Raw genomic sequence first — 21,247 nt, 5'->3', positions numbered from 1 at the left:
CCATGTGTATGGAAGAACGTTTCTTTCTGTACGACGATACTGTCGCTACAAAAACTCGTTTCGTTAGCTTTATGGGAGAAAATGAGCGTCACGATTTAGCGCTATTATACTCCGATCGTCATTACGGTAAAACAATTGTCCTTGATATGCAACGCAATAAATTTGCAATCATCGGTGCTGACGATTTAAACGAACCAGGCTACTTAGAGCATGCATTTTCTATGACTGAAGAAATTGCAGAAGAATTACGCTCATTTTTATTTGAACTTATATAATTTATCGTATGCACCAGCTATTTTAGCTGGTGTTTTTCCATCACGAGAATTTCGAATTTTCAATCTTTTGTGTTATAATTAAGAATAAATCTATTTGGATAGAAAGGACGTTATCTACGTATGCCAACATTTACTTTGTAATGGACCAGCAATTGGATAGCATTACTCTCAAAAAAGCACCGTGCTTTTTCAAGGGAGTAGTCTGCCCATTCCCATTACAAAGGAACGTATTGCATCTGTAGTATGATGTTTACGGAGGTTCCTCTTTGGGGAACCTCCTTTTATTTTTGTCTTTTTCTCATGCCTTCATACTACAAGACATCCAAATAGCTGTATTACGTTCCTTTACCACTACTATAAGAGGTGAAGGAAAATGCAGAAAGTACAACTTTCTTGGAGTTTATATGAAAACGAGCAAAACACAATCGAAAAATATTGTAAAAATTGCAGACGTACTACCCTATTTACCGACACAAATATTCGTAGGCATAACGCCAACGGAAAAAACATATACCGCTTTGCCATTTATAAATGTCCGAAAGACCATACGTGGAATCAAAAACTTCGTATTTATAAAGCATTTACTGATCACGTTGAAACAGTCGATATGACGCAGCAGGATCAGCCAGAAACAACTACTACCATTTCCATTACGCAACATCAAGAAAGCGGCATAACCGAAATCACGATCGTATTAGATATCGTTTTCGGTTCCCACCGCATCGATAAAGCCTTATCCACATATATTTCCGACTGGAGCCGTACACGCATTGTGGATAAAATTAAAAATGGGGATATTCAATTAAACGGACAACAAATGAAGCCAAATACAATACTTTCTGAAGGCGATCATATCTCGATTTGTTTGTAAGCAAAAATATGCAAAAAATCCTCTTACAATTGTAAGAGGATTTTTTTATTTCTTCACTTTTCGTAATACAAAATGTGCGCAACCGAAGTTACAGTACTCGTATAAATACTCCGTTAACGTACTAATTTTCGTATCATATGTCGCACGTTGGTTACTATCATCAAAGAATCCGCGCAATCTAAGTTGCTCATATCCCCAGTCCCCAACGATGTAATCATATTTATTTAAAATTTCTGCATAGCGCTCTTTAAATGCTTCTTCACTAAAACCGTCACGAAAGTTTTTAATTACTTCGTACTGAACATTATTAATGCTCACCGTAGCATGAATCTCTTGCTTTTGCTCCATCATTAACTTCCTCTCTAAGCATTCTTCTTTTTATCGTATCACAAAGCATAACAACCAACAATTTCAAATACAAAAAATTGCAAATTAGTACATGCTATGGAGAAGGAGGTGATACATCGTGAAAAAACAAATTTTACTTTCCCTTCTCACTCTTTCCTTATTTGCAGGCTGCCAATCAGCGAACAAAGCTGAAATGGAACGTGAAGAAGGAAGCCGTGTTCTTGTTTCCAATAAAAACGACATGTATCATACGGAAAATACAAATACAAGACTCACAAGAGTCGGTTATTCTTCTAAACAAAAGCATGAAGTATCTAACAAACAAGTAGGGGCCATTAATCGCGAGAAGGTCGCTGAAATGATTACAAGCATGACAGTCAAACTTCCTGACGTTACAAACGCTGCTACACTCGTTACTGATGATGAAGTGTTCGTTGTATACCGTGCAAACACAACGGATCCAAAACTCGTAGCGGATCAAGTATATAGAGCTGCTTTGTCCATCGTTCCTCGCTATTATAAAGCATATGTATCAACAGACCAAAAGTTGATTTCTCAAATTCAAGGGCTTCAATCTGGCGCATTAAATGATACAGAATATACACAAAGCCTCGATATGTTAAAACGAGAAATGAGTAAAAATCCTCATTTGAACAATACGGGAGATCAGACTTTGAATGATATGATTAAAAAGTAAAACAGGTGGAGAAAATCTCCACCTGTTTTACTTTTTATTTTTTATTACGATCCGCATAAACCTCCATCGCATCACACATAAACTGCGCTAATCCCTCACCAAACTTATCGATATTTTTCGTAAAGCGCTCATCAGCGACGTACATTTGACCGAGTCCTTTAAAAGCATCTAACGAATATTCACCGAAGTTTTGCAAGTAATCGTACCATACTTTAATAGCTGCCTGCGCCTCTTTAGAATCTGGTGCATCGTGTCTAAGCGTTGCTAAATTTCTATAAATAGCATTAAACTCCTCTTGGTTCTCTTTTGACATACCTTTTGCATATTCGTTCGCTTTATCTACAGCTGCGTCTCCCCATTTTTCACGTGCTTCTTCTTCATATGGGTTATGGCTGAAATCGAATCCTTCAAATTTCTCTTTATTCGTCATTTCAATCTCTCCTTTTGTATGCTGAATTGTTTTATCAATCGTCGCAATCACCTTATCTAATCTGGCACGCTTTTCAAGAAGCATCTTCTTATGAAGCTGTAGTGCCTCTTCGCGATCAAATGATGGACTCATGATAATCTCTTTAATTTTCTTCAAAGGGAAGCCAAGCTCTTTAAAAAACAAAATTTGCTGCAATGTCTCTAAATTTTCATTGGAATACAGACGATATCCAGACTCTGTCGTCTCGTCTGGGGTTAACAACCCAATTTCATCGTAATGATGCAGTGTGCGCACACTAATTCCAACTAAATCAGCTACTTCTTTTACTCTCATTGTCATTTGTATCTCCCCCTTAGTACATACGATAAAGTATGACGCAACGTTAGAGTCAATAAGTAAATTCATTTTCTTTCTAAAAGTTTCATCTCTCCCCTATTTCATGCATAATAGATATGTACATATATTAGAAAGCGGTGAAAGTATGGTTTCAAATACTGTAATTGCCAGCATCATTTTTCAACTCATTGTCTCGATCCTGGTCCCAATTATCGTACTCGTTTATTTCCGTAAAAAATATAATATGAATTGGAAAGTGGTCGGCGTTGGTGTTCTTATCTTTATCGGATTCACCCAAATTCTTGAAACACCATTCCACCTATTTATGCGCGGTAATCCAACAATCGCTCCATTTTTAGAAAATCCGTTTGTCTTCGCAATTTATGGCGGATTGACTGCTGGTATTTTTGAAGAATTAGGACGCTTCGTTGCCTTCTTCTTCTTACTAAAAAAATATCTAGAATATAAAGATGGCTTCGCTTATGGAATTGGTCACGGCGGAATTGAATCTATTTTAATTGGCGGTTTTTCTGCATTACAAGCATTAATCTTTGCTAATTCTATTAACGATGGTAGCTTCGCTCGACTGATTGAACAAAAACCCGAGCTTAGCATTTTACAGGACATGTTAATTCAGCAACCTGCCTACTTATACTTCCTTGGTAGCTTAGAAAGAATTATGGCACTCGTGCTTCAAATCGCCTTTACAATGCTTGTTTTATACGCAGTCAAACAGAAGAAATATATCTTCCTAGTATACGCTATACTATTCCACGCATTTGTAGACTTTTTCGCGGCACTTTACCAAACAAAAACAATCAACATCTTCGTTGCCGAAGGAATTACACTTCTGTGTACAATTGGCGCTGTCGTTCTTATTCGCAAAATGAAAGAGAAATTAATGAGTGTACCGGAGTAAAAAATAAACCACCAAAATTGGTGGTTTATTTTTTATATGGATGATAACTTTTGCCCTCTTGCAGCTCCCTCTTTGTTTCTGCATCTATAACGATATATTTATGAAACTCTCCTACTTCATTTTGAATAAAAGAAGTGAAAAAGTATACTTGGCGATCAGAGTGAACAAAAAAATCTTGAAGTACCACTCTACCTCGACAACCGACAGCTGTTTTTTGTAGGAAAGAAAATTCTTCATCAGGCACTTCTTTAAATAAGATTTTTTTCCGAACACTATATGCTGCATTTTTGTATTCTTTATAGATCTTCTTATCTAACTGTTTATAAAAAACATCCTCACTCACAAATGACTTATTTCGATTGCTTGGATAATTTAGTTTTTGATTCGACTCTGCATAAGTTGTGGACAAGTGTATAAAAAAACAAAGACTAAATACAATACATATCATTTTATTCATGATTGCACCTCAAATGTTCATTATCCACATTACTTTTCCACATATTTAAATCAATATACTGTTTCCAATAAAAAGGAATTATTTCTACATTTGTCGAAGTATATAGCGTCAACTTGAAAGATGGGGATGAATTATGAAGAAAATTATTATAATACGACATTGTTCAGCAATTGGGCAAAAACGTGATGATGAATTAACGACCGATGGAAAAGACCAAGCAAACACCCTTGCTACATTCCTCTTAGAAAATCATCTACAAATCGATCATATTATTTCAAGCCCATTTGTCCGAGCTATCGATTCCATTCGGCCCTATGCGCTCCAAGCTAACTTATCTATCCAAGAAGATGAACGATTAACTGAACGCATATTGAGCAACATTCCAATGGATGATTGGATGCAAAAACTAGAATCTACTTTTACAAATATAGATATTGCCTTTTCAGGCGGAGAGTCAACAAAACAAGCAGCAGACCGGGCCCTATCGCTTATTCAAGACGTTTTACAATTAAACCATACGACAACACTACTTGTTACACATGGCAATTTACTTACGCTCATTTTAAAGCATTTTGATCATACAATTGGCTTTAATGAATGGAGAACTTTAACGAATCCTGATATTTACGAAATTACAATCGACGAACAATGTATCATAAAACGCTTATGGGAAGCATCGTCCAAGTAATATCCCTTTCCAAAACATTCAGTTGACGCCACGAGAAGAGACTGTTCTAACAATAGAAAGGGGTATCATTTCATATGTACGAAGACGTACTTGCTTTACTACATAAAACAAATGTTTCTTATGAAAAATTCGAACACGAACCAGTACTCGATTATGAGACCGATCGGATCGTACGCGAGAGACTTGGCTTACAAGGCACCCCAAGTAAAAGCTTATTTTTAAAATCAAAGTCTGGAGATTATTACGTATTTTTTACGTTAGAGGGCACAAGGCTCAACCGGGGAGAGATGAAAGAACTATCAGGAGAACGCTTATCTCTCTGTTCTCCTGATGAACTGCGAGACAAAACTGGTTGTACGCCGGGATGTGTGGCTCCTTTCGGATATTCACACGATGTAACAATTATTGTGGATAACGCTATTTATACGTACGATAAAATTTTAATTACACCTGGTGTTCCTGAATTTACAATTGAATTATCCACAGAAGAATTAAAAAAGATTTTATTAACATGTCCAAATACCGTTTTAGAGTACAAACAAAAAGAGAGCTAATCATTAGCTCTCTTTTTTTCATTATTTAGCTTCTGCTGTTTTTTCTTTTGCAGAACGTACTTGCTCGTCCGCATGGTAAGAAGAACGCACAAGTGGGCCAGCTTCACAGTGGCTAAATCCTTTGCTAAGTGCAATTTCTTTAAGCTCTGCAAATTCTGCTGGTGGGTAATATTTAAGAACTGGTAAATGCTTCTTAGATGGTTGTAGGTATTGCCCAAGAGTTAAAATATCCACATTGTTTGCACGTAAGTCATCCATTGCTTCAATTAAATCTTCTCTCGTTTCACCTAAGCCCACCATAATGCTCGATTTAGTTGGAATATCAGGCTGCATTTCTTTCGCTCGACGTAAAAACTCTAATGAACGTTCATATTTTGCTCTAGCGCGAACTCGGTCAGATAATCGACGTACTGTTTCAATGTTATGGTTTAAAATATCTGGTTTTGCATCCATTAACATTTTTAAGTTTTCTTCTACTCCACCCATATCAGATGGTAATACTTCGATAGACGTGAATGGGTTTTTACGACGTACTGCGCGTACTGTTTCAGCAAAAACAGCTGCTCCTCCGTCCTTTAAATCATCACGTGCAACCGCTGTTATAACAACGTGCTTTAAGCCCATTTGTACTACTGAATCTGCTACGCGTTCTGGTTCTTGTAAATCAAGCTCAGTTGGTAAGCCTGTTTTAACCGCACAAAAACGACAAGCACGTGTACAAACCGCACCTAAAATCATAAATGTTGCTGTTTTTCTTACAGCCCAGCATTCATGAATATTCGGACATTTTGCCTCTTCACAAACGGTATGAAGATTCTTAGAACGCATCATTTTCTTTAAGCCTGTATAGTTTTCATTCGTGTTTAACTTAATTTTCAACCATTCGGGCTTGCGCTTATATTCTGTTTGTTTTGTCATGGTTATCAACTCCGCACAATATGAAATAGTTTACCGTGTTCGCTTCTTTCAATGTAACATATCTATTCTAACGTATGAAAGCGATTTGCTCAAATGAAGATTCTAAGATTTTTTCCAATCGTTCCCTATAATGAAATACTCCGTATATCCCACACTAAAAAGAGTGATGTTGTGAAAGGAGTCTATTTCATGCTTCGAAAAATTTCTCTTTTGCTTTCTATTTGTTTTCTTCTCCACCAAAACATCGCTTACGGTGAAGATAATCAGCAAAGCATATACGAAAAGCGCATGGCACTATATAAAGAAACCGAGCAGTCTTCAGGCATTCCATGGTATTACTTAGCTGCAATGGATCAATATGAAAGAAATATACGGAGCGTAAGAAAAGATATTCCGAAAAAACCAGATGCCATCATTTCCCTTTATTTCAAACCAGAAATATGGGCTGGACCTATTAATAGTAACGATACTCTCCCCCATACAATTTCTCTATTTGGCGGAATAGGTTTAGATGGTGACAAAGATGGATTTGCAAATGCAAATAGCGACCGTGATCTTCTGCATACCGCAGCGACTATTTTAAGGAAACAAGGAACGTCAGAAGACCGTATTAAAATTATGCTCTGGGAATATTATAGGCGTGCAAAAACAGTTGATTTAATTAGCGAATATGCCCAAATTTATAAACATTATGGCCGTATTAATTTAGAGGGAAATGCTTTTCCTCTTCCGATCCGTAGTGACCATAGCTACCGTAGTACTTTCGGCGCTGGAAGAAGTTTTGGCGGCAGAAGGATTCATGAAGGAACAGATATTTTCGCCGGATATGGCGTGCCAGTAAGATCGACTTGCTATGGCATTATTGAAACGAAAGGTTGGAACCGCCTTGGTGGATGGCGCATTGGTATTCGCGACCTTCATAACAATTACCATTATTACGCTCATTTAGGCGGGTTCTCAAAAGAAATACAGCTTGGACAAATTGTTGAGCCAGGGAAAGTAATCGGATTTGTTGGTAGCACTGGTTATGGACCTCCTGGTACAGCCGGAAAATTTCCGCCCCACTTACATTTTGGCATGTATAAAGACAATGGCTATACAGAATGGGCCTTCGATCCATACATTCATTTAAGCCTTTGGGAACGCAAAGAACGAGCAAATACAAAACGATAACCGTAGCTGCATTGCTACGGTTATTTTTTATCCATTAAAAGCCTGGCTGAGCCGGATTTCACTTTATTTACAACTAACTATCTGTTTTCTTTTTATCAGGTACAGCAACACTTCCGCTTCCATAATACGTAGGCACTTCCCCTTGAACGATACGCGTCGCAATCGGAACATTTTGTTTCACCGTTATCTCTTTCGTATGAAATGGAATAATTACTTGCAATGTTACTTCCATTTCCATAACAATTTGAATCGCTGTAGTATTAATCCCATGCGGCTCAATTTTTTGTTTAATATCTGTATTCACATGCCCAATTGGCGTGAAATGAATCGGAATATCTGGTCCTATATTACCAAGAAGCGCATTATCAGTTACACGCCCAAAAGGAACTGCCATAGTCGCCCCGTTTTTTTCAGAAATACCTAGCTCCTTCAACTTCCCTTGTTCTACTTGCTGCAAATATTTTTCTATGTACGTGGTCGTTGACGTTACGATTTCATTTACTTGCTTTGTATTTAAATTAATTGTAGATACTTTTCCGTTTTTATCATTCTGTACTTTCATTAATGAATCTACATCGAATCCTTCATTAATTCGATCCTTTACTGCCTTCGTCATAATTGCCGTCGCCATTTTATGCGTCTCTACTTCCCCATATTTAATTAAGGTCGGCTGAATATTATTATTCACAATCCACAACCCTTGCGTAAGTAATATAATAAAAAGAATAAACGACATAAGCAGTATATACCGAAAGGCAATAGGTCCCCTTCGAAACCGCGAGTTTTTCGAGCGAAATATACTCATAAAAAAACCTCCTTCTTATATCATTTCTATGCAAGAAGGAGGGACGATATATGCTTATCTCATTTTTAATAATGCTTCTTTTCCAATCGTTCCTGCTGGAATGCCTAATGCTTCAGCTCCAGTCGTTACCGATTCTAGCGGCGCTTCAAGAAGTTGTTCAATCGTTCTTACACCAACCGCACGGCCAGCAATAATTCCTCGATCACCTAACTTCTCATTTAAAAGACCTACATCTAATGCACCACACATAATATATCCTTTATCGCTCATTACAGCTAGCAAATTTGTCTTTGGAAGTTTCACGCTAACCGCAATAAACGTATAATTATCAATTATAATTGGCTCCACATTAACCATAGTTCACACTCCTCTCTTTCTTATCTGTATGACAAGAGAAAAATGAGTGTTACAAGTTAACTAGCCTATAGTTTAACGGAAGATTTATAAGTTATTAACATATCTGTTAACACATCTCTAAGTAGTTCTGGCATATAATATTGTTTTTCAGAAAGTGTGGATAGCTCTGGGTATAAGTAGCCAAATGTAAACATATCAATCGTTCCTACTGTATATATACGATCTAATTCCAGCGATTCCCCGTTAATTAATACATCTTCGAGTAAAATTTTATTTCCAGGAATCGTATCTGGAATTACTTCTACACCCGCGTAAATCATTTTCCCCATCACTTTCCCACGAAATCCGAATCCTTTCACCTCAAGATTCTCCATATTCGGCTTACGTGCTTTCAAAATAACTTCTCTTAATATCTTTCCTGGAACTTTCAAAGCACACGGATTAATTGGATGTGGACAAATTCTGTGAATATCTCCGCGCGTTACGACACCCTCTTCTAACCCTTCAAGAAGTACACCAGCATTCACCATGCCAATTTCTGCACCGCACCATGTTTTCAGCGCACTTGCTAACATATGAGAAAACGGCGTCTCATGAAACCAATCAACCTGTAATGACTCTTTTAAATGAACGACAGGCTCTGCCATTATATGCTTACTTTCTTCCTGCAGTATTTCAATTGTGGATAACGGCTCGCTATAAGCACCTAACCGTTCCGTCTTAATCGCTCTACCGTCTTTTTTCAACAGCTTCTTCGTCTCTTTATCCACAGTAAGCTGCACGTGCCCAATGTAACGTCCCCACTTTTCACAGCAACAAAGTAAAGTATTATTCATTAGAACACCACGCTCAAATAAATGATGCGTATGTGCCCCTAAAATAACATCTATATCATAATGCTCTGCCATATACTCATCCATACTTTTTCCAAGGTGAGAAAGGACAACTGTAATATGTGCCTCATCTCTCACTTCTTCTAAAATAGACTCTAAATGGATAAGCGGATCTTCAATATGCCAATCGAGCATTTGATAAAACTCTGGATACGCAACAGTTAACCCGATAAAAGCAATCGTAATCCCATCTGTCGTTGTATGTAATTTATAAGGCTTTGCCCATGATGGACGTACACCTTCTTTTTCAAATAAATTTGCGACAAGTACTTCAAATCCAGCATCATCATAGAGCCGATTTAAATGCTCTTTCGCTAACGTAATTCCTTCATTATTTCCGATCGTTACATAATCATATAACGCCTCATTTAAAAGCTTCGTATTCCCAAGCCCATTTGTCGCTTCCGAAATACTATGAAAACGATCCACATGATCGCCGATATCAATCGTCAAAACAGTCTCTCCCGCTTCCTGTCTTCGCTTTTTCTCCCCTAGAACAAACCGAGAAATTTGCGGCCAATTTTCAAAATGACTATGTATATCGTTTGTATGATAAAGGTGGATGATTGTTTCTTTATTTGTATTCAGAGAAAAAACCTCCTCTCAGTTCCTTACTGCCATTTACGCTATGCGCACACAATAATCCTGTAAATACTTTTCGTCTTTTCTTGCTATTTTACATTGTACTCGCATTGTGAGAAAAAGCAAAAGATTGTCCTTTTTATATGAGAAACTTTTGCTAATGCAGGAAATAATTCCAGATAGTGGAGGAAGGGGTGGATTTGTCAAAAAGTTTAATAGAGAATTCAGTGGGTGGTTGTTCAAGTGGATTTGTCAGTATCTTTGTCTTAAACCTAGTCGCTCTCTGTTCTTATAAAATATTTGGGGTATGTGAGGATTTTCTTTTGTCTTATCTTGTCGACAAATCGATATTCCTTGTCGAAACGTTGATATATTGAAATAATCGTTGATATATTCCCGTTTATGATCGATATATTTGAAAAATCGTTGATATATTTAGCTGAACACCCACCCGGGTATCCTCTCCCAAGCCAAGACAAATCCGCAAAACAAAAAAGCGCCCTGCACAGCAGGACGCTTTCTTCATACATATATTATCCAGTTCCAGCGGCTAGAATGTTCGGTGGCTTCACTTTTTCCTATGAGGCAAAAAGCGCCTCTACGTCAGAAGCTCCATCCCCCTCACATTCTGAACGAGCCGCTTCCACTTTAAATATGTCCAGCTTCGCCTCCTAGACCCTCATGTCTAAGAACCTTCCGCACGAGAAGATAAAAAGCATCTTCTGTGCGAAAGAACCTTAGCCAACGGGTCTGAACAGTCGGCTCCGCATTTCTATTTAACCAATAGAACCTTCCATCTCAAACTTGATTAGGCGGTTCATTTCAACTGCGTATTCCATTGGAAGTTCGCGAGTGAATGGCTCGATGAAGCCCATTACGATCATTTCTGTAGCTTCTTGCTCAGAAATACCGCGGCTCATTAGGTAGAATAATTGTTCTTCTGATACTTTCGATACTTTCGCTTCGTGCTCAAGTGAAACGTAATCGTTTTTGATTTCGTTGTAAGGAATTGTATCAGATGTAGATTGGTTATCCATGATTAACGTGTCACACTCGATGTTAGAGCGAGAGTTTTTCGCTTTTGGTCCGAAGTGTACGATACCACGGTAAGTTACTTTACCACCATGCTTCGCAATCGATTTAGAAACGATTGTTGAAGACGTGTTTGGTGCTAAGTGAATCATTTTCGCACCAGCATCTTGGTGTTGGCCTTTACCAGCAATCGCGATAGATAATGTTAAACCACGAGCGCCTTCGCCTTTTAAGATAACTGCTGGGTATTTCATCGTTAATTTAGATCCGATGTTACCGTCAATCCATTCCATCGTTGCGTTTTCTTCACAAACCGCACGTTTTGTAACTAGGTTGTATACGTTGTTCGCCCAGTTTTGGATTGTTGTATAACGGCAATATGCATCTTTCTTAATGATGATTTCTACTACCGCACTGTGAAGTGAGTTAGTCGTGTAAACAGGTGCTGTACAACCTTCTACGTAGTGTACGTGTGCGCCTTCGTCTACGATGATAAGCGTACGCTCGAATTGTCCCATATTTTCAGAGTTAATACGGAAATACGCTTGAAGTGGTGTATCAACTTTAACACCTTTTGGAACGTAGATGAATGATCCACCAGACCAAACTGCAGAGTTTAATGCAGAGAATTTGTTGTCTGTTGGTGGGATTACTTTTCCGAAATGCTCACGGAAAATATCTTCGTTCTCTTTTAATGCGCTATCTGTATCTTTGAAGACGATTCCTAGAGCTTCTAGGTCTTCTTTCATGTTGTGGTATACAACTTCAGATTCGTACTGTGCAGATACACCAGCTAAATATTTTTGCTCAGCTTCTGGAATACCTAATTTATCAAATGTTGCTTTAATTTCATCAGGTACTTCATCCCAAGACTTCTCAGATTTCTCAGATGGTTTTACGTAGTACGTAATTTCATCGAAATCTAAGTCGTTTAAGTCGCCGCCCCATTGTGGCATTGGCATTTCGTAGAACTTATCCAGTGATTTTAAACGGAAGTCTAACATCCACTGTGGTTCTTCTTTCATACGTGAAATTTCTTCAACGATCTCTTTTGTTAAACCGCGTCCAGCACGGAAAATCGAAACGTCTTTGTCTTTGAAACCATATTTATAATCGCCGATATCTGGCAGTTGCTTCGCCATGTTGGTGTGTCCCTCCTTAGATAACCTCGTTTTTAGGAACCTTTAACATTACTTATCTTCGTTTAAGCCCTTTTCTAACGCTTTCCACGCTAATGTTGCACATTTAATACGTGCAGGGAACTTGCATACGCCTTGTAATGCTTCAATATCTCCTAAATCGATGCTGTCATCGTACTCTTTTCCTAGCATCATGTCAGAGAAAATTTTCGAAAGCTGAAGTGCTTCTTCAATTTTCTTACCTTTTACTGCTTGTGTCATCATTGAAGCTGAAGACATTGAGATTGAACATCCTTCACCTTCAAACTTCGCCTCTTGCACAATACCTTCTTCTACTTTCATCGTAAGTTGAATACGATCGCCGCAAGTTGGATTGTTCAAGTTAACGGTAACACTATCTTCTAACACGCCATGGTTACGAGGATTTTTGTAATGATCCATAATAACTTGACGATATAACGTATCTAAATTATTAAATGACATTTGTGAAATACTCCTTTGTCTTGATTAGCGATTCAACAAATGTATCAATTTCTTCTTTTGTATTATATAAATAGAAGCTCGCACGTGCTGTTGAAGAAGCTTTTAGCCACTTCATAAGTGGTTGCGCACAGTGATGTCCTGCGCGAACTGCAATGCCTTCTACATCTAATACAGTCGCTACATCGTGAGGATGTACGTCTTCAATATTAAATGTAACAAGACCAGCGCGATGCTTTGGACCATAAATTGTAACGCCATCTACTTCTGATAGTCTTTCTAAAGCGTATTGCGCTAATTCATGCTCATGCTTTTCAATATTATCAAGACTGATTTCTTCTAGGAAATCAATTGCCGCACCAAGTCCGATTGCATTACCGATAATCGGTGTACCTGCTTCAAACTTCCACGGAAGCTCTTTCCACGTAGATTCTTGTAAATCTACGAAATCAATCATTTCACCGCCAAATTCAATTGGCTCCATATTGTTCAGCAATTCTTTTTTACCATATAATACGCCGATACCTGTAGGTCCGCACATCTTATGAGCAGATAATGCGTAGAAATCACAGTTTAAATCTTGTACATCCACTTTCATGTGAGGTGTACTTTGTGCACCATCAACGACCATAATTGCGCCATTTTCGTGTGCGATTGCTCCGATTTCTTTTACAGGGTTAATCGTTCCAAGTACGTTTGATACTTGCATAATAGAAACGATTTTTGTATTCGGTGTAACTGTTTGACGAACATCTTCTAAAGAAATTGTACCGTCTGGTTGAAGCGGAAGATATTTTAAAGTTGCACCAGTTTTCTTCGCAACTTGTTGCCACGGAATGATATTACTATGGTGCTCCATGTAAGAAATAACGATTTCATCGCCCTCTTTTACATTTTCAAGACCATAGCTAGCTGCTACTGTATTTAATGCAGTTGTCGTTCCGCGTGTGAAAATAATCTCTTCCATTGATTTCGCGTTAATAAACTTGCGAACTTTCTCACGTGCACCTTCATACGCGTCGGTAGCTTTCGTACCGAGCGTATGAACACCGCGATGCACGTTAGAATTATATTCTTTATAGTAACGTTCTAACGTTTCAATGACTTGAATTGGTTTTTGAGAAGTTGCTGCACTATCGAAATAAACAAGTTGTTTGCCGTTCACTTTTTGATCAAGAATTGGAAACTGTTTGCGTATTTCATGAATATTCATTAGCGAACTTTCCTTTCAATTACCTCAACAAGCTGTGCCTTTACTCCTTCAATTGGAAGCTCATTAACTACAGGTGCTAAGAATCCATGGATGACTAAACGTTCTGCTTCGCGTTTTGGAATACCACGGCTCATCAAGTAGTATAGTTGGACTGGATCTACGCGACCTACTGAAGCTGCGTGACCTGCCATTACATCATCTTCGTCGATTAAAAGAATTGGGTTTGCATCACCGCGTGCTTTTTCATCTAACATAAGAACGCGAGAAGATTGTTGTGCATTTGATTTAGATGCACCGTGTTCAATCTTACCAATTCCGTTAAAGATAGATGTTGCACTATCTTTTTGTACACCGTGTTTTAAAATCCAACCTTCAGAGTGTTTACCGAAGTGAACAACTTTAGTTGTAAAGTTTTGTGTTTGGTTACCACGGCCAATTGTTACTGTTTTCGTATCAGCATATGAACCGTCGCCCATTAAGTTCGTAACGTTCTCTGAAATTGTGTTTCCGTCATTCATAAGGCCTAGAGCCCAATCAATACGGCCGTCGCGTCCTACAACGCCGCGGCGGTTAACGTAAGTTGTTACGTCTTTTGCTAATAGATCAACCGCACCGAATTTCACTTGTGCGCCTTGTTCCACGATTACTTCTGCTACGATATTTGCAATACCTTTAGCATTTTCATTTGCAACGTAGTTTTCTACATAAGTTGCAGTACTGTTCGCATCAGCTACGAATAGTACGTGATTATATACGTTAGCTTCTTCGCCATCTACTAAGAATACAGCTTGAAGTGGAGTTTCAAGAACAACGTTTTTCGGAACATATACGAATGCACCGCCGTTGATTAATGCAGCATGAAGTGCAGTTAGACGATGCTCGTCTACTTTCACGCCGTCTTTCATTAAGTACTTTTGTACTAGTTCAGCATGCTCAGTTGCAGCTGTTACGATGTCTGTGAAAATAACACCTTTTTCTTTTGCTTCGTCTGCTAAAGAAACGAACGCAGTTGTACCAGTGCGTTGTACTAATACGCTGTTATTTTCATCGATTAAGTTTTTCACTGCTTCTGGAAGTTCAGTTAAAGAACTTACAGGCTCTTGCTTAGCAGCGTCGCCTTTTCCGATAAAGTCCCATTTGTCAATTTTCGTTTTATCAGGCGTTGGCATTGGAAGTTCAGTTGCTTGTGCAAGAGCTTGTAAGCGGAACTCAGTCAACCAAGCTGCTTCGTTTACTTCGCTTGCGCGTTGACGGATTGTTTCTTGATCGAAAGGTAATGTACCGATTGTCATGTTTATGCTCCTCTCTTACGCTTCTTGCTCTGTTGTTTCGTCTTCAATACCTAATTCTTTTTTAATCCAGTCGTAACCTTCAGCTTCTAGACGTTGTGCAAGCTCAGGGCCACCAGATTTAACGATACGACCGTTCATCATAACGTGAACGAAGTCTGGAGTGATGTAGTTTAATAAACGTTGGTAATGCGTAATCATTAGGCAACCGAACTCTTCGCCGCGCATTTCGTTAATACCTTTAGATACAACTTTTAATGCATCGATATCAAGACCTGAGTCAATTTCATCTAAGATTGCGATTTTTGGCTCAATCATCATTAATTGAAGAATTTCGTTACGTTTTTTCTCTCCACCAGAGAAACCTTCGTTTAAGTAACGTTGTGCCATTTCTGGATCCATTTCTAGGAATTCCATGTTTTTATCTAATGTACGGATAAATTTCATAAGAGAAATTTCATCGCCTTCTTCACGACGTGCATTAATTGCAGAACGTAAGAAGTCAGCGTTTGTTACTCCGCTAATTTCACTTGGATATTGCATTGCTAGGAATAGACCCGCTTGTGCGCGCTCGTCTACTTCCATTTCTAATACATCTTCACCGTCGATGATGATGCTACCTTCTGTTACTTCATACTTTGGGTGACCCATAATTGCAGAAGATAAAGTTGATTTACCTGTTCCGTTAGGTCCCATAATTGCGTGGATTTCTCCACCTTTTACTTCAAGGTTTACACCCTTTAAAATTTCTTTGCCATCAATTGATACGTGTAAGTCTTTAACCGTTAATGTAGAACCAGCCATCTCAATACCTCCATTAATCCTATATATACATTTTAAAAATTCCTAAAACGTTCATATTCTCATTTTATTCTCATTCTAATTTTATATCAAATAAAATGATATCGCAAACGCCGAAAAAAAGTAACCGTTTTTTCACAAATGTATATAAGTATTTCCTTCACATCTTTCTATGATACACCTTTCTTCTTATTTATATAAAGAAAAAAGGACTGGTAATTTTCCAGCCCTTTCCTTATATTTATTCACTTACCGGAAGTACAGCACCTTTATATTCTTTATTAATAAAATCTTGAATTTCTTTTGAATGTAGCACTTCTACTAGCTCTTTAATTTCTTTTTTCTTCTCATCACCTTTACGAACTGCAATGATGTTTGCATACGGAGAGTCTGATCCTTCAATCGCAATTGCATCCTTTGTTGGATTTAATTTTGCATCAATTGCATAGTTTGAATTAATAAATAAAGCATCTCCCTCATTATTTTCATACAATTTCGGTGAAAGTCCAGGTTCAACATCTGTTTTAAATTTTAAGTTTTTCGGGTTTTCTACAACATCTTTTACTGTTGCTTTAACAACATCTACTCCGTCTTTTAATTTAATAACGCCACCTTTTTGTAACAATGCTAACATACGGCCTCGCTCCGCTACGTTATTACTCATAATCACTGTTCCGCCATCTGGTAGGTCTTTTAAGCTTTTATATTTCTTAGAATAAATGCCCATAGGTTCTAAATGGATTTTTCCTGCGTTTACAATTTTATATCCCTTTTCTTGAATTTCTTTATCTAAGTAAGGAATGTGCTGGAAGTAGTTCGCATCAATTTCTTTATCCGCTAAAGCCTTATTCGGCAACACATAATCTTGGAATTTTTTAATTTCTAATTTAATACCCTTTTTCTCTAAAATCGGCTGTGCCTTTTCTAAAATAACAGCGTGTGGCACGTTAGAAGCTCCCACAACAAGCTTATTCTCCTCTTTTCCTCCGCAAGCAGCTAATGTAAATACAGACAACGCTGTAACAATTGACAGTAGAACCTTTTTCATATGCTTTCCCCTTCTCCCCAATAGTTATGTAGTTATAAAAAGAGCCGGCATACACCAGCCCTTTTCAGCAATTATTCTTTTACAGGAACAACCGCCCCTTTATATTCTTTATTAATGAAGTCTTCAATTTCTTTAGAATGCAATACTTCTACAAGAGCTTTAATCTCTTTCTTATCTTTATCGCCTTTACGAACAGCTACTATGTTTGCGTATGGTGAATCATTTCCTTCAATTGCAATTGCATCTTTTTCCGGATTTAACTTTGCATCAATTGCATAGTTAGAGTTAATTAAAACAGCGTCGCCTTCTTTATTGTTATACACTTGTGGCAATAAACCAGGCTCGATATCCGTTTTGAATTTTAGATTTTTCGGATTATCTGCAATATCTTTTGGAGTTGCTTTAACTGGATCTATTCCGTCTTTAATTTTTAAAATACCTTCTTTTTGTAAAATTGCTAAACCACGTCCATGGTCAGCAACTGAATTACTCATAATAATTGTCGCTCCGTCCGGAAGCTCTTTTAAGCTCTTATACTTTTGAGAGTACACACCAATTGGTTCTAAATGAATTTTTCCTGCTACTTCAAAGTCATATTTTTTATCTTTAATTTCTTTTTCTAAATACGGAATGTGCTGGAAGTAGTTTGCATCTAAATCCTTATCCGCTAACGATTTATTTGGTAATACGTAGTCTTGGAATTTTTTAATTTCTAACTCAATTCCTTTTTTCTCAAGTAACGGTTTTGCCTTTTCTAAAATAACAGCGTGCGGTACGTTAGAAGCACCCACAACAAGTTTCTTTTCATCTTTATCTTTCCCGCCACAAGCAGCTAACCCAAAAATTGAAGTTGAAATAAGTGCCGTAAGTAACAATTTTTTCATTTGAAGCATCCTCCCGTTTTTTATTATCGTTTATCTATTCGAGTCGTTAAACTATCACCAATCCACTGAATTAAAAATACAACTAGTAATACACAAATTGTCGCAACGATTGTTACATCGTTATTCCCTCTTTGGAATCCTTCTAAGTAAGCAAGTGTTCCAAGGCCACCAGCACCAACAACTCCTGCCATTGCTGTATAGCCTACTAAAGCAATTGTCGTAACCGTAATACCAGATACTAATGCTGGTAACGATTCTGGAATTAACACTTTCAAAATAATTGTGCTTGTTTTTGCTCCCATTGCTTTTGAAGCTTCAATTACACCTTTATCAATTTCGCGAAGTGCGATTTCAACCATTCTCGCGTAGAATGGTGCTGCTCCAATAATTAAAGCCGGCAAAGCTGCACTTGCTCCAAGAATTGTTCCAAGAAGAATCTTTGTGAATGGGATTAATAAAATAATTAAAATGATGAATGGTATAGAACGGAATATATTTACGAATGCTCCAATCACCGTATTAATTGATTTGTTTTCCCATAAATTATCTTTTGCTGTCATGAAGAGTAACAATCCTAAAATGAGTCCTAAAACAAATGTCGCAAGAGCTGCGATTGCCGTCATATATAACGTTTCACCAGTTGCTTCTAACATTTGATTCCAATCAACATTTGCAAGTAACTTATCCATGTGCAATCACCTCCAGCTCTACTTGATCTTGATGAATTCCTTCTATTGCTTGCTGGATCGCTGTTTCCTCACCATTTAAATGAACAACTAAACTACCGTAAGAACCGTTATTCGTTTGTGCGATATTTCCTTGCAAAATGCTAACTTCTATGTCACTGCGTTGCATCAATCGTTGAAGCACTGGTCTTTCTACAGCCTCACCGATAAACTGCAAACGAATTACTTTTCCATCTGGATATTTTTCAATTAAACTTTCAATCGTTTCATTTGTATCTTCAGAATCCGTTAACTGCTGTACAAATCGTTTCGTAATATCTTGCTTCGGATTACGGAATACATCAAGTACTGGACCTGTTTCTACAATCTTTCCTTTCTCCATTACCGCAACACGATTACAAATCTTTCGAATTACGTGCATCTCATGTGTAATGAGTACAATTGTTAAACCAAGGCGCTTATTAATGTCTGATAGTAAATCCAAAATTTGATCTGTCGTTTCCGGATCAAGAGCTGACGTTGCTTCGTCACATAAAAGCACTTGTGGATTATTAGCTAATGCTCTTGCAATCCCGACGCGTTGCTTTTGTCCCCCGCTCAGCTGAGATGGGTACGCGTCTCCTCTTCCTTCTAATCCAACAAGATGAATTAATTCATCAACACGTTTTCTTCTCTTCGCTTTATCAACACCTGCAATTTCAAGTGGAAACTCTATATTTTCACGTACTGTTCGTGACCAAAGTAAGTTGAAGTGCTGAAAAATCATTCCAATTTCTTGCCTTGCCTTACGAAGTTCGCTTCCTGTAATTGCTGAAATGACACGATTTGCAATTGTAATTTGACCAGAAGTTGGTTTCTCCAACTGATTGAACAATCTAATTAAAGAACTTTTTCCAGCGCCACTATATCCGATAACACCAAATATTTCACCTTTATCTATTTTTAAATTGGCATTATCTACAGCAGTGACATCACCGCTTTTTGCTTTATATATTTTCTTTACATTCTCTAATAGAATCATGGTGTATCACCCCTTTTTTAAATAAAAAGCGCAAGCGGCTCGTTTAGAACAAGAGGGCGTTTGAATCCCTGACGTAGAGGCGCTTTTTGCCTCATAGGAAGGGATGAAACGACCGACTGTTCTAGCCGCTGGAGCTAGATTTCATAAAGATTTTAGGTCGACTCCGCAATTTTTTATTTTTAATGCGTGTAGTCCACTGTTATCATTACTTTTATTATTTGAATGTCCTCCACATTCAAACAATAAAAAAACCTTTCTGCTTTAGAGAAGCAGAAAGGTTTTTATGCGTATATAACAACATTATCCCTCTCTCTCATCTCTCAAAGCATTTGCTTTGCAGGAATTGGCACCATTTCAACATAAGTTGACGGTTGCCGGGCTTCACAGGGCACAGTCCCTCCACCTCTCTTGATAAGAGAAATCAGATTCAATTTTCGTCTGATTTGAAATTTATGAAATTGTCTATATTTTATGACTTGAATTGTATCAATATACACTCACCATGTCAACAGAAATTTTCGCAAAAAATGAAACTTCAGAATTTTAAGCACCTACTGACATCGGTTTACATATATGAAACATCGATTCCACTAATAACATCGTTCGGTACGTTCCCGAATATTGTACACGTCCATCATTCATTAGCATTTGCAATCGTACATTTCCATTCACCAATTGTTCTATATCCTTTTCATCTAAGCAAATGATTTGTTCCGTTCCTCTTTCCTCATGTACCAACTCTATATAATCTCTTGAAATTTGTAACGAACAACTTTCATCTCCAAAGCGAAAATTAACAGTTTTTTCTTCTTGTCTTAAAAGCGGTTCTAAATGATATTGACCATTAGCGTAATTTACAAATGATTGAAGCAAAGAATATAATCTCACCCTAAATCACATCCTTCATATCACTTTCTATTACATACCATTCCCTCTCACTAAAGAGCAATCCTGTTATTTTCGCTCGACAAATACTGTATCCATCCTGCATCTCGACATATTTCCCAAGAAATATGTCGAGGCGGCAAAATTTTTGCCGCCTACTTTAATTCCGTATATAAATATTCAACCGAATGAAATGCGTATATCTTCTTCATCAGTGTCCCATTTTCAAAAACAAGTAAACAAGGTACACTTTCAATCCCATACTCTTTTGCTAAATGCGGAGCATAATTTAAATCTAACATCCCAATTTTCAAATCTTCAATTGTCATCTCAACCACTGTTAACATCTTTTTTGCTAATTGGCATGTTCCACACATTGGAGTATATACATATAATACTGTTTTTTCTTCGTTCTCTATTAGGGCTGTAGCTTCGGCTCCTGTCCAATCAATCACTTCTATCATTC

General features: G+C 37.6%; 25 protein-coding genes and 1 riboswitch. Of the genes, 7 read left to right on the top strand and 18 right to left on the bottom strand.

Going from position 1 to position 21,247, the window contains the following annotated elements:
* Nucleotides 1–8 precede the first annotated feature (8 nt).
* Together DN401_RS08355 and DN401_RS08345 are read left to right on the top strand one after the other, a co-directional pair.
* Nucleotides 9–275 (top strand): DUF3055 domain-containing protein, encoded by a 267-nt coding sequence (locus tag DN401_RS08355; RefSeq protein WP_000392606.1) that lies wholly within the window; start codon nt 9–11, stop codon nt 273–275.
* Nucleotides 276–648: 373 nt separating this feature from the next.
* Nucleotides 649–1,146, top strand: coding sequence for a hypothetical protein (locus tag DN401_RS08345; RefSeq protein ID WP_001174567.1), 498 nt, complete (start codon nt 649–651; stop codon nt 1,144–1,146).
* Between the two features lie 45 nt (nt 1,147–1,191).
* Here the strand turns inward: DN401_RS08345 and DN401_RS08340 are convergent, their stop codons facing one another.
* On the bottom strand, nt 1,192–1,494 hold the full coding sequence (locus DN401_RS08340; RefSeq protein ID WP_000435943.1) for a YutD family protein: 303 nt from the start codon (nt 1,492–1,494) through the stop codon (nt 1,192–1,194).
* A 118-nt stretch (nt 1,495–1,612) separates the two neighbouring features.
* Here DN401_RS08340 and DN401_RS08335 point away from each other — a divergent pair, with 118 nt between their 5' ends.
* Complete coding sequence (locus DN401_RS08335) at nt 1,613–2,191, top strand: YhcN/YlaJ family sporulation lipoprotein (RefSeq protein ID WP_000744132.1); 579 nt, start codon at nt 1,613–1,615, stop codon at nt 2,189–2,191.
* 34 nt (nt 2,192–2,225) lie between these two features.
* Here the strand turns inward: DN401_RS08335 and DN401_RS08330 are convergent, their stop codons facing one another.
* Nucleotides 2,226–2,960, bottom strand: coding sequence for a MerR family transcriptional regulator (locus DN401_RS08330; protein ID WP_000178775.1), 735 nt, complete (start codon nt 2,958–2,960; stop codon nt 2,226–2,228).
* Nucleotides 2,961–3,060: 100 nt separating this feature from the next.
* Between DN401_RS08330 and DN401_RS08325 the strand changes: the two genes are divergently transcribed.
* Nucleotides 3,061–3,876, top strand: a complete 816-nt coding sequence (locus tag DN401_RS08325) for a YhfC family intramembrane metalloprotease (RefSeq protein WP_002204855.1) — start codon at nt 3,061–3,063, stop codon at nt 3,874–3,876.
* 25 nt (nt 3,877–3,901) lie between these two features.
* Here the strand turns inward: DN401_RS08325 and DN401_RS08320 are convergent, their stop codons facing one another.
* Nucleotides 3,902–4,333 carry a hypothetical protein gene (locus DN401_RS08320; RefSeq protein WP_001038431.1) on the bottom strand — a complete coding sequence of 144 codons (432 nt, stop codon included), beginning with the start codon at nt 4,331–4,333 and terminating at the stop codon, nt 3,902–3,904.
* A 133-nt stretch (nt 4,334–4,466) separates the two neighbouring features.
* Here DN401_RS08320 and DN401_RS08315 point away from each other — a divergent pair, with 133 nt between their 5' ends.
* The gene (locus DN401_RS08315; RefSeq protein WP_149287656.1) at nt 4,467–5,021 is read left to right on the top strand and encodes a histidine phosphatase family protein; all 555 of its coding nucleotides are present in this window, start codon (nt 4,467–4,469) and stop codon (nt 5,019–5,021) included.
* Nucleotides 5,022–5,095: 74 nt separating this feature from the next.
* Nucleotides 5,096–5,575 carry a YbaK/EbsC family protein gene (locus DN401_RS08310; protein ID WP_000272746.1) on the top strand — a complete coding sequence of 160 codons (480 nt, stop codon included), beginning with the start codon at nt 5,096–5,098 and terminating at the stop codon, nt 5,573–5,575.
* Between the two features lie 21 nt (nt 5,576–5,596).
* On the opposite strand, the gene lipA is transcribed toward DN401_RS08310, so the two are convergent.
* Nucleotides 5,597–6,493 carry a lipoyl synthase gene (gene lipA, locus DN401_RS08305; RefSeq protein ID WP_000166372.1) on the bottom strand — a complete coding sequence of 299 codons (897 nt, stop codon included), beginning with the start codon at nt 6,491–6,493 and terminating at the stop codon, nt 5,597–5,599.
* A gap of 189 nt (nt 6,494–6,682) precedes the next feature.
* On the opposite strand from lipA, the gene DN401_RS08300 reads away from it, so the two are divergent.
* Nucleotides 6,683–7,666 (top strand): M23 family metallopeptidase, encoded by a 984-nt coding sequence (locus DN401_RS08300; RefSeq protein WP_000944664.1) that lies wholly within the window; start codon nt 6,683–6,685, stop codon nt 7,664–7,666.
* Between the two features lie 73 nt (nt 7,667–7,739).
* Here DN401_RS08300 and yunB read toward each other — a convergent pair whose 3' ends face one another.
* The 14 genes from yunB to DN401_RS08230 all read right to left on the bottom strand — a co-directional run bounded on the left by yunB (nt 7,740) and on the right by DN401_RS08230 (nt 21,245).
* A complete protein-coding gene (yunB, locus tag DN401_RS08295; protein ID WP_000021800.1) occupies nt 7,740–8,471 on the bottom strand; it encodes a sporulation protein YunB in 732 nt (243 codons plus the stop codon).
* 54 nt (nt 8,472–8,525) lie between these two features.
* Complete coding sequence (locus DN401_RS08290; protein ID WP_000248466.1) at nt 8,526–8,828, bottom strand: YunC family protein; 303 nt, start codon at nt 8,826–8,828, stop codon at nt 8,526–8,528.
* Nucleotides 8,829–8,893: 65 nt separating this feature from the next.
* Nucleotides 8,894–10,285, bottom strand: a complete 1,392-nt coding sequence (locus DN401_RS08285) for a bifunctional metallophosphatase/5'-nucleotidase (RefSeq protein ID WP_149287655.1) — start codon at nt 10,283–10,285, stop codon at nt 8,894–8,896.
* 794 nt (nt 10,286–11,079) lie between these two features.
* A complete protein-coding gene (gene sufB, locus DN401_RS08280) occupies nt 11,080–12,477 on the bottom strand; it encodes a Fe-S cluster assembly protein SufB (protein WP_001118827.1) in 1,398 nt (465 codons plus the stop codon).
* A gap of 48 nt (nt 12,478–12,525) precedes the next feature.
* Nucleotides 12,526–12,957, bottom strand: a complete 432-nt coding sequence (gene sufU / locus DN401_RS08275) for a Fe-S cluster assembly sulfur transfer protein SufU (RefSeq protein WP_000009523.1) — start codon at nt 12,955–12,957, stop codon at nt 12,526–12,528.
* Nucleotides 12,947–14,167, bottom strand: coding sequence for a cysteine desulfurase SufS (gene sufS, locus DN401_RS08270; protein ID WP_149287654.1), 1,221 nt, complete (start codon nt 14,165–14,167; stop codon nt 12,947–12,949). The genes sufU and sufS overlap by 11 nt, the downstream gene beginning before the upstream one ends.
* Complete coding sequence (gene sufD, locus DN401_RS08265) at nt 14,167–15,459, bottom strand: Fe-S cluster assembly protein SufD (protein ID WP_000152167.1); 1,293 nt, start codon at nt 15,457–15,459, stop codon at nt 14,167–14,169. Before sufD ends, sufS begins: the two co-directional genes overlap by 1 nt.
* 15 nt (nt 15,460–15,474) lie before the next feature.
* On the bottom strand, nt 15,475–16,260 hold the full coding sequence (sufC, locus tag DN401_RS08260; protein ID WP_000929160.1) for a Fe-S cluster assembly ATPase SufC: 786 nt from the start codon (nt 16,258–16,260) through the stop codon (nt 15,475–15,477).
* A 238-nt stretch (nt 16,261–16,498) separates the two neighbouring features.
* Nucleotides 16,499–17,305 carry a methionine ABC transporter substrate-binding lipoprotein MetQ gene (gene metQ, locus DN401_RS08255; RefSeq protein ID WP_000757005.1) on the bottom strand — a complete coding sequence of 269 codons (807 nt, stop codon included), beginning with the start codon at nt 17,303–17,305 and terminating at the stop codon, nt 16,499–16,501.
* Between the two features lie 71 nt (nt 17,306–17,376).
* Nucleotides 17,377–18,189, bottom strand: a complete 813-nt coding sequence (metQ, locus tag DN401_RS08250; RefSeq protein WP_000735099.1) for a methionine ABC transporter substrate-binding lipoprotein MetQ — start codon at nt 18,187–18,189, stop codon at nt 17,377–17,379.
* A 23-nt stretch (nt 18,190–18,212) separates the two neighbouring features.
* Nucleotides 18,213–18,878: a methionine ABC transporter permease gene (locus DN401_RS08245; RefSeq protein ID WP_000359401.1), complete on the bottom strand. Its 666-nt coding sequence runs from the start codon at nt 18,876–18,878 to the stop codon at nt 18,213–18,215.
* The gene (locus DN401_RS08240) at nt 18,871–19,896 is read right to left on the bottom strand and encodes a methionine ABC transporter ATP-binding protein (RefSeq protein WP_000601763.1); all 1,026 of its coding nucleotides are present in this window, start codon (nt 19,894–19,896) and stop codon (nt 18,871–18,873) included. The genes DN401_RS08245 and DN401_RS08240 overlap by 8 nt, the downstream gene beginning before the upstream one ends.
* A 310-nt stretch (nt 19,897–20,206) precedes the next feature.
* Nucleotides 20,207–20,314: riboswitch (SAM riboswitch) on the bottom strand.
* A gap of 125 nt (nt 20,315–20,439) precedes the next feature.
* Entirely contained in the window at nt 20,440–20,784 is a 345-nt protein-coding gene (locus DN401_RS08235) for a hypothetical protein (RefSeq protein ID WP_001242139.1), read from the bottom strand.
* Between the two features lie 152 nt (nt 20,785–20,936).
* The gene (locus DN401_RS08230; protein WP_002008881.1) at nt 20,937–21,245 is read right to left on the bottom strand and encodes a thioredoxin family protein; all 309 of its coding nucleotides are present in this window, start codon (nt 21,243–21,245) and stop codon (nt 20,937–20,939) included.
* Between the last annotated feature and the right edge of the window lie 2 nt (nt 21,246–21,247).

The sequence above is a fragment of the Bacillus sp. BF2-3 genome (genome assembly GCF_008368795.1).
GTDB classification, from domain to species: domain Bacteria; phylum Bacillota; class Bacilli; order Bacillales; family Bacillaceae_G; genus Bacillus_A; species Bacillus_A cereus.
This window is presented reverse-complemented; position numbering and strand designations above follow the sequence as displayed.

Excerpts from the sequence above, each read along its gene's own strand:
- DN401_RS08340 (WP_000435943.1), bottom strand. The coding sequence starts at position 1,494 with ATGGAGCAAAAGCAAGAGATTCATGCTACGGTGAGCATTAATAATGTT.
- sufD (WP_000152167.1), bottom strand. The coding sequence starts at position 15,459 with ATGACAATCGGTACATTACCTTTCGATCAAGAAACAATCCGTCAACGC.
- DN401_RS08245 (WP_000359401.1), bottom strand. The coding sequence starts at position 18,878 with ATGGATAAGTTACTTGCAAATGTTGATTGGAATCAAATGTTAGAAGCA.
- DN401_RS08290 (WP_000248466.1), bottom strand. The coding sequence starts at position 8,828 with ATGGTTAATGTGGAGCCAATTATAATTGATAATTATACGTTTATTGCG.
- sufC (WP_000929160.1), bottom strand. The coding sequence starts at position 16,260 with ATGGCTGGTTCTACATTAACGGTTAAAGACTTACACGTATCAATTGAT.
- lipA (WP_000166372.1), bottom strand. The coding sequence starts at position 6,493 with ATGACAAAACAAACAGAATATAAGCGCAAGCCCGAATGGTTGAAAATT.
- DN401_RS08345 (WP_001174567.1), top strand. The coding sequence starts at position 649 with ATGCAGAAAGTACAACTTTCTTGGAGTTTATATGAAAACGAGCAAAAC.
- DN401_RS08230 (WP_002008881.1), bottom strand. The coding sequence starts at position 21,245 with ATGATAGAAGTGATTGATTGGACAGGAGCCGAAGCTACAGCCCTAATA.
- sufU (WP_000009523.1), bottom strand. The coding sequence starts at position 12,957 with ATGTCATTTAATAATTTAGATACGTTATATCGTCAAGTTATTATGGAT.
- metQ (WP_000735099.1), bottom strand. The coding sequence starts at position 18,189 with ATGAAAAAATTGTTACTTACGGCACTTATTTCAACTTCAATTTTTGGG.
- DN401_RS08240 (WP_000601763.1), bottom strand. The coding sequence starts at position 19,896 with ATGATTCTATTAGAGAATGTAAAGAAAATATATAAAGCAAAAAGCGGT.
- DN401_RS08325 (WP_002204855.1), top strand. The coding sequence starts at position 3,061 with ATGCATAATAGATATGTACATATATTAGAAAGCGGTGAAAGTATGGTT.
- sufS (WP_149287654.1), bottom strand. The coding sequence starts at position 14,167 with ATGAATATTCATGAAATACGCAAACAGTTTCCAATTCTTGATCAAAAA.
- metQ (WP_000757005.1), bottom strand. The coding sequence starts at position 17,305 with ATGAAAAAGGTTCTACTGTCAATTGTTACAGCGTTGTCTGTATTTACA.
- DN401_RS08320 (WP_001038431.1), bottom strand. The coding sequence starts at position 4,333 with ATGAATAAAATGATATGTATTGTATTTAGTCTTTGTTTTTTTATACAC.
- yunB (WP_000021800.1), bottom strand. The coding sequence starts at position 8,471 with ATGAGTATATTTCGCTCGAAAAACTCGCGGTTTCGAAGGGGACCTATT.
- DN401_RS08355 (WP_000392606.1), top strand. The coding sequence starts at position 9 with ATGGAAGAACGTTTCTTTCTGTACGACGATACTGTCGCTACAAAAACT.
- DN401_RS08330 (WP_000178775.1), bottom strand. The coding sequence starts at position 2,960 with ATGACAATGAGAGTAAAAGAAGTAGCTGATTTAGTTGGAATTAGTGTG.
- DN401_RS08315 (WP_149287656.1), top strand. The coding sequence starts at position 4,467 with ATGAAGAAAATTATTATAATACGACATTGTTCAGCAATTGGGCAAAAA.
- DN401_RS08300 (WP_000944664.1), top strand. The coding sequence starts at position 6,683 with ATGCTTCGAAAAATTTCTCTTTTGCTTTCTATTTGTTTTCTTCTCCAC.
- DN401_RS08310 (WP_000272746.1), top strand. The coding sequence starts at position 5,096 with ATGTACGAAGACGTACTTGCTTTACTACATAAAACAAATGTTTCTTAT.
- sufB (WP_001118827.1), bottom strand. The coding sequence starts at position 12,477 with ATGGCGAAGCAACTGCCAGATATCGGCGATTATAAATATGGTTTCAAA.